4 protein-coding genes, 1 tRNA gene and 1 pseudogene are annotated in these 7,005 nt (G+C 57.0%); 1 reads left to right on the top strand and 5 read right to left on the bottom strand.

Annotation, left to right across the window (positions count from 1 at the left end):
• The 3 genes from ACWI8T_RS07355 to ACWI8T_RS07345 all read right to left on the bottom strand — a co-directional run.
• Positions 1–1,843: thiamine pyrophosphate-dependent enzyme (locus ACWI8T_RS07355; protein WP_449138468.1), on the bottom strand; the 1,843-nt coding region annotated here is incomplete at its 3' end.
• Positions 1,843–2,304 carry a 5-(carboxyamino)imidazole ribonucleotide mutase gene (gene purE, locus ACWI8T_RS07350; protein WP_114616346.1) on the bottom strand — a complete coding sequence of 154 codons (462 nt, stop codon included), beginning with the start codon at positions 2,302–2,304 and terminating at the stop codon, positions 1,843–1,845. The genes purE and ACWI8T_RS07355, both read right to left, overlap by 1 nt.
• A gap of 139 nt (positions 2,305–2,443) precedes the next feature.
• Positions 2,444–4,441: a DUF2207 domain-containing protein gene (locus ACWI8T_RS07345; RefSeq protein WP_449138467.1), complete on the bottom strand. Its 1,998-nt coding sequence runs from the start codon at positions 4,439–4,441 to the stop codon at positions 2,444–2,446.
• 74 nt (positions 4,442–4,515) lie between these two features.
• On the opposite strand from ACWI8T_RS07345, the gene ACWI8T_RS07340 reads away from it, so the two are divergent.
• Positions 4,516–4,606, top strand: a tRNA-Ser gene (locus tag ACWI8T_RS07340).
• A gap of 535 nt (positions 4,607–5,141) precedes the next feature.
• Here ACWI8T_RS07340 and ACWI8T_RS07335 read toward each other — a convergent pair.
• Together ACWI8T_RS07335 and ACWI8T_RS07330 are read right to left on the bottom strand one after the other, a co-directional pair.
• Entirely contained in the window at positions 5,142–6,323 is a 1,182-nt protein-coding gene (locus ACWI8T_RS07335; RefSeq protein ID WP_443730373.1) for a peptidylprolyl isomerase, read from the bottom strand.
• Positions 6,324–6,605: 282 nt separating this feature from the next.
• Positions 6,606–7,005 (bottom strand): annotated as a pseudogene (locus tag ACWI8T_RS07330) (translational GTPase TypA); the annotation flags it as partial.

Raw genomic sequence — 7,005 nt, 5'->3', positions numbered from 1 at the left:
GAGCCTCGGGTTTAATGAGATTCACGCACGGCGCGCGGAAGATAACCGCAGACGGGCCCTCGAAAGAAACCGCCTTCGTGACCGCATCGATACTCTCATCAAGATGATGGGGGTTGGCGAACTCGATGCATTCCACGCCAAGCGCCTCGAGGACGCGTTCGATAGAAAGCGGCACGCTTTTCCGTCCCATGAGCGTGTTGCCCGTGCCAGGATGCGGCTGCCCACCCGTCATAGCCGTAGTGGAATTATCGAGCACGCACACCGTGATGTCGTGCTGGTTGTATACGGCATTGGCAACGCCCGTGATGCCGCTCGCAAAAAACGTCGAATCGCCCACGAAAGCGAGCTCTTTCGCCGCAGAATCGACAACGCCGAGACCTTGCGCCATCGTGATGCCCGCGCCCATACACAAACAGGTATCCACAGCATCGAGCGGCTTGGCATTGCCCAAGGTGTAACAGCCGATATCGCCCGAAAAGATACCGCGAACGCGCATTTTCTTGAGCGCTTGCTTGCATGCGTAAAACGAACCACGATGGGGGCAGCCTGCGCACAACACCGGTGGGCGTGCGGGAAGCTCGATATCGAGATTGGGCGCCGCGGCTTCGCGCGCACGAGCTCGCGCATTGGCGCGTTCTTCAATTTTACGCATGAGCTCGTCGCCCGAAACACCCTCGCGACGCAGCAAGGCTTCATCGAAGAACCAGCTCAAACGCTCAACAATATCATCAGCATCGTTTTCGCCAGCATCGCGGCACGCGCCCGACGCACGGCCAAGAACCCGAGGAGCGCTCTTGCCTCGCGCCGCACGCAAGCCGGCCACATGAACGAGGCCGTCTTCAATAACCGAATCAAGTTCCTCGAACACGATAACGGCATCGAGGCCATCGAGGAATTCATCCACGCGAACCTCGGGGAACGGGAACGGCGTGCCGATTTGCATGAAACGATAGCTCGGAAGAGCCTCGCCGCACTCACCGCCGGCAACACCAGCCGCAGAAGTCGTCTGTTTTGCCGCGTGCTCAAGAATCGAAAGCGCCTCTTTCGCATACGCAGTCGACACGCCGCCGCACGCGATGCCGATTTTCGGCGCATCGCCGTGATTTTCGATGGGATTGAAGCGAGAAAGATCCTCCGATGCCAAACCACTCGGCGTCTCGGAAGCGCATGCGCCTGAAAATTCATCGGCAATCTTCGCCAATCGGCTGTTGATTTCTTTATGTCCGCGATATGCTCGCGCAGGAAAAATAACCCATCGAGAATCGTCTTTCGCGAAGCCCTTCACGGGCGCGCCCTGCGTTTTTTCAGCCACATCGACGAACGTTGACGAATGACACACGCGCGTCGTTGGACGCACGATAACCGGCGTTCGATAGCGTTCAGAAAGCGCGAAGGCGCGCGGGAGCATTTCAACACCCTGCTCAACGCTCGATGGATCGAACACAGGAATCTTGGCGAACGACGCAAAACGACGCGTATCTTGCTCGGTCTGCGACGAAATAGGGCCTGGATCGTCGGCCACATAGATGACGCAGCCGCCCTCGACGCCCACATAATTCAAGCTCATGAGCGGGTCGCTCGCGACATTGAGGCCAACTTGCTTGCAGGTGAACAGCGTGCGCGCGCCGGCATACGATGCGCCGGCGAGCAACTCGAGCGCCGCCTTTTCATTGGTCGACCATTCAACATGCACGTTTTCGGCGGCACCCGCCTGCACGCACTTCGCAACGGTTTCGATAAGCTCGCTCGAGGGCGTGCCCGGATAGCCTGCGACCACGGCAACGCCCGCCTCGAGCGCGGCATGCGCGAAGGCCTCGTTGCCCATGAGCAATTTCTTCGTCATTATTCAGCCATCTTCGCTTTGAAATCAGAGATCTTCTTGCGGCATTCATCGCAACCCGTGCCGAGCATTTGCACCGCGAGAATCGCAGCGTTTTTCGCGCCATTGATGGCAACGCATGCAACGGGCACGCCAGAGGGCATTTGGACCATAGAGAGAAGCGAATCGAGGCCGCCCAAGTCGCTCGTTTTCATAGGCACGGCAATAACCGGCAGCGGAGTATAGGCAGCAACCACGCCGCCAAGGTGGGCGGCCTTGCCGGCGGCGGCAACGATAACGCGCATGCCGCGTCCCTCGGCGCCCGATGCCCATTCATGCACCTCGGCCGGCTTGCGATGCGCGCTGGCAACCTTCACTTCGTAAGGAATGCCGAACTCCTCAAGCTGCTTCATGCACGGCTCCATATTGGGCATATCGCTTTCGCTGCCCATGATGATTCCGACCAACGCCTTTTCTTCAGCCATGAAAATCGCCTCTTTCACTCGCGAACGCTTTTTCTCACTAAAGTATAACGTGTAAAAAGCATCGGAATAAAAGAGGCGCAGGATAACTAAATGATACGTGGCGCGAAAGGCTTTCGGGGCGGCGTGCGGAAACAAGCGGCTACCTTGCGCCGCCGCCTCCTCCACCGAAGCCGCCTCCGCCAAAATCACCGCCACCCGAGAAGCCGCCACCCGAGCCATCACTGCTCGATGCGGCGCTGAGCGCCTCGGAAACCGTCTGCATGGTGTTGGCCTGCATGGTTTGGAACATTTCGGCGGGGCTCACAACGGGAGCGGCCGCACCACCCGGCATGCCGTAATAGTGGGGCATGAGCCAATAGCCCGTCGATGTCGCGAAGTCCTCGTCTTGGATGACCTGGGGCAGTTTCATCTGAAGCGCCTTCATAGCCTCTTCGGCGACACCAAACATGTAGGCATACACCATCATTTCGCCCCACACTTTCACATCGGTGGGCAGGCGTTCGTCGAGCGCGCTGAAATCTTTGAGCCAGTTGCGCAGGCCGACGCACTTGGCATGAATTTCAACCGCCTCGCGGCTGCGACGCTGCATGAACTTCGAAAGCACCGCGAGCACCACCACGGGCGGAATGAACGCCAAGAACAACGTGAATTCGTCGGTCACGAAAAGCGAGAAGACGCCCACGATGCCCAGCAGCACTGCGAGCACGAAGAAAATCACGCGATAGTGCGAACCTTTTTCCTCGAAGAAGTTGCACTTGTTCGTTTCAGCCGAAACCACGCCCTGCCAGCTTTCCATAGCGTCGTTGAACGACTCAGGGTAATCGGTTCCGAACTGCTGAATAGTGCCAAACCACAAGGAATCGGCACCCTTGGCAATTTTCTTGAATACGAGGTCCATCGTCTTTTTATCGATAGGGTCGACGACCTTTTCTTCCCAGCCAGGAAGGCGCGTGATGTAGTAATCGTTCACCGTTTTGCTGCCGCCCATGCCAAAAAACCCCTTGCTGGGCGCTTCGTAGCTGCCGGCATCGAGCCGAATTGCGCCGATATGGGACAGATGCATGAGCGTCGCCGTGAGGTCATTGGGGGACTCGGCATCGAAACGCCACAGTCGCCCGATAACTGCGGGCGAAAGACCCTTTGCAGGCACATCGCGCCAGTATTCATCCTGGAATTGGGGCTTATACTCGCGGCCATGGCGGAAGAACATGAACACCGCCCACACGATAATGCCGATGGCGGCAACCAAGCACACCACAATGAAGAGAAGCGACTGCAGACGGGAGGCATTCGCCTTGTTCGCAAGCTGGGCTTCATCCTCGAGCACGGAATCGAGCCGATTGCCCATATGTTTGTTGGCCGCCGAGCCTGAAACGTTCATCCATTCCGCAGGGAATACCGAATGGATTTCGGCATAGCCGCCCGCGCTTACCGAAGAGACCTGCGCATAAATCGCGCCATCATCGCCAATGGACAGGCTTCCGTCGAGCGGACCATGGCCCCATGCGCGCACATTGTCGCCCGCACGAACCTGCGTGCCTGCAGGAACCGGAACCGTGAGCGTCGTGGTGACATGGTCGCTGTCGACCGCCCAACCATGGCCGATATATTGCCAATACACCTCGGCGACGTCGTCGTAAACCTGAACGAAATTCGAAATGGAGTACGAGAGCGTCATCGTGACTTCAGAATCGGATTCGTCGAAGAACACATACACGGTGTTCTCGTCCTCGTCGATGGAATACGACGGGTATCCTGCGCCGCCGGCCTCGCGCCACGCTCGTTGGAATTCTACGGGGGAAAGCGTCTGGGTCTCACCTGTGGACTCATTGGTAAGCGATACCGATTTCACCGAAAGCATGCTTTCCTTGGTCGGCATGTTGTCGAAGGTCCACCACACCGCTGTGAAATTGCCAGAGAAATCGAATGTGCGCGCTTCGGTGACATCAAGCGAGCCGTCGGCGTTCGCTTGGGCATCTATCGTGACGCTTGGGCATGTGTACGATTTGGCGTACGCGTGCGAAGGCATGCATGCAAGCATGGCAACCGCAGCGATCGCGACAATAAGGAATTGCAAAATGAAGGTACGCGCGAAGCGTTTTTGCGAAGCTCTGTGGTGATTCAGCGATGAAGTCATCAAGTCTCCCTTGCATTTGGATAGGTGTCACGGTATCATACACCCCTGCACGCGCAAAAATGTGCGTCACGAGCGGAGAAGTGACCGAGAGGCCGAAGGTGCTCGCCTGCTAAGTGAGTATACCCCACAAGGGTATCTGGGGTTCGAATCCCCACTTCTCCGCCAGTCTTGAAATGCCGCAGGCACGGGAAACCGTGCCTGTTTTGTTTTACGACAACAACAAGGGGGATTCGAACCGATGAGGTCGATTCGCGCCAGGAAAACAGCCCAGTGAGCTGTTTTCAGCGAATCGCGAGGAGGCTTTAGCCGACGAGGTGAAGCGCGCGCAGCGCGATTCTGAATCCCCACTTCTCCGCCAGTTGTTTATTTACGCCGTTCTAACGAACGGCGTTTTTCTTTTGAGCCGACCTGACACTGCGCGTGCGCCGGGCACGTCATCTTACCCCCTGTGCATGGCGCGGCGCGTACCAAAGTACGCTTGGCCATGCGGCGGGGCAATCTGCCGCGCCGGGCGCACGCTCGCTGACTTTAGGTGCGAACGAAGCATTTCTTCATTTTTTCTGTTTCGAATGATTATCTGGGGGTGAGATTTCGTCACACTGGGCAAGCACATACCTGTTAAACGCTGCGAGCATTTAACAGATAGAGAATACAAAGAAACCCGCCGAAGCGGGTTTCTTGATTGAGTGCGTTGTTGCGCCTAGTTGGTTTTTGTCTCGGCGGGCTGAGAAGACTCAGTCGAGGCGTTCTCGGCCGAAGATTCAGTCGAAGAGTCGGCGGAAGTGCTTGCATCAGATTCCGTCGAAGCGGACGTGCTCGAAGGTTCGACGCCATCGAGGCTTACATCGTAGGCAAGACCGCTCGGCATGTCGTTGATCTGAATGTCGGCATTGCTCTTGTAGTCCTGATACCACTGCGAATAAGCCTGCTGCTTGGCGGAAGCCTCAAGGGTGGACTTGATGGAATCCATGAACTCAGACGGAAGCTGGTCGATCGACGTGACTTCCTCAGGAGCGTTGAACACCTGGGTGCACTTGATGATATGGATGCCATAGCTCGAGGTTACCAGGCCGGAAACCTGGCCTTCCTCAAGGCCATCGAGCGCGGTTTGATACTCATCGACAAACGACGTCAGCTTATCCCAACCAACATTGCCGCCGTCTTCCTTGCTGCCTTCATCCTGAGAATACTCTTTTGCGGCCTCAGCGAAGTCGAGCTCGCCGGAGTTAATCTTGTCGAGCACTTCCTGGGCGGTAGCTTCGTCATCGGAATTGAACAGGATGTGGCTCGATTTCTTTGCGCCGTTGTAGTAAGTGGCATACATCTGGGCGTACTGCAGAAGCTCTTCATCGGTGGGATCTTCCGGCTGGGCAACCTTTTCCTGAAGAGCCTGCTGAAGCATGGAAACCTCAAGCAGCGAGCGATACTGCGACTCGGTGGTGCCGATCTGCTTCAGCGCATTTTCCCAATCTTCATCGGAATCGTAGTAAGAGCGCATCTGCTGCACCTGGGAATCGATTTCGGAAGACTCGACCTTAATGTCGTTTTCCTCGGCAGCCTGGCGAACGAGTTCCTGACTCGCGTAATAGTTGATGACTTCCTCGCGAATGTCGGCCGCAGTGTAATTGTTGTCGACGAGCCACTGTGCCCAGTCGGCGTCGGACTCAAGATTCGACATGCTGCGGAAGTTTGCGATGTACGAAGTCACGGCCTTCTCGCCGATTTCCGTGCCATTGACCGTGGCAGCAACGCCTTCGGACGTATCGCTCACCGACACGTCGCCGGAATCGCTTTTCGTCTGGCTGCAGCCAACGGCGGCAAAACAGCATGCGGCGGAAAGTGCCGCAGCGCAGGCGATTTTCAAGAAGTTCATCTTCTTCATTAAGCCCTACCTTCTCTTATGGGCAAGGGTAAACGGGACGCGACCTAAACTCTCCCCATGCCGCATTCGCTTTTGCCCTTTGTGTACGGGCCAGTATTTTCCCACAGGCGAAAAAAGGGTTTAACGCCGTCACAATACACCCACACGCACACCACGCGAACGCCCAAAATGCACGGCCATATACGGCAAATTGGGCATTTCGGCGCATGGGAATAAACGCATGTATATACAAAGACCCGCCCGTATGCGCGGGCGGGTCTCAAAGCGGCGAAATGGAATTCGCTAGTTCTTGTTAGCCTTGCGGCGGTCGGTTGCGGAAAGCAGGCGCTTGCGCATACGAATGGACTGCGGCGTAACCTCGACGAGTTCATCGTCCTCGATGTACTCCAGAGCCTCTTCGAGGGTGAACGTCACCGGCGGGGTAAGCTGGATGGCCTTATCGGCGGTCGAAGAGCGCTGGTTGCCCAGGTTCTTGGTCTTCGACACGTTCACGACCATATCGCCTTCCTTGGCCGATTCGCCGACGATCATGCCTTCATAGCACTCGTCGCCCGGCTTCACGAACAGGCGGCCGCGCTGCTGCAGCGTGTCAAGAGCGTACGCAACGGCCTTGTCGGTGCTCATGGCGATCATGCCGCCATTCTTGCGACCCTGCATCTCGCCGGTGTACGGACCGTACTCG

Source organism: Slackia sp., assembly GCF_977041755.1.
This window is presented reverse-complemented; position numbering and strand designations above follow the sequence as displayed.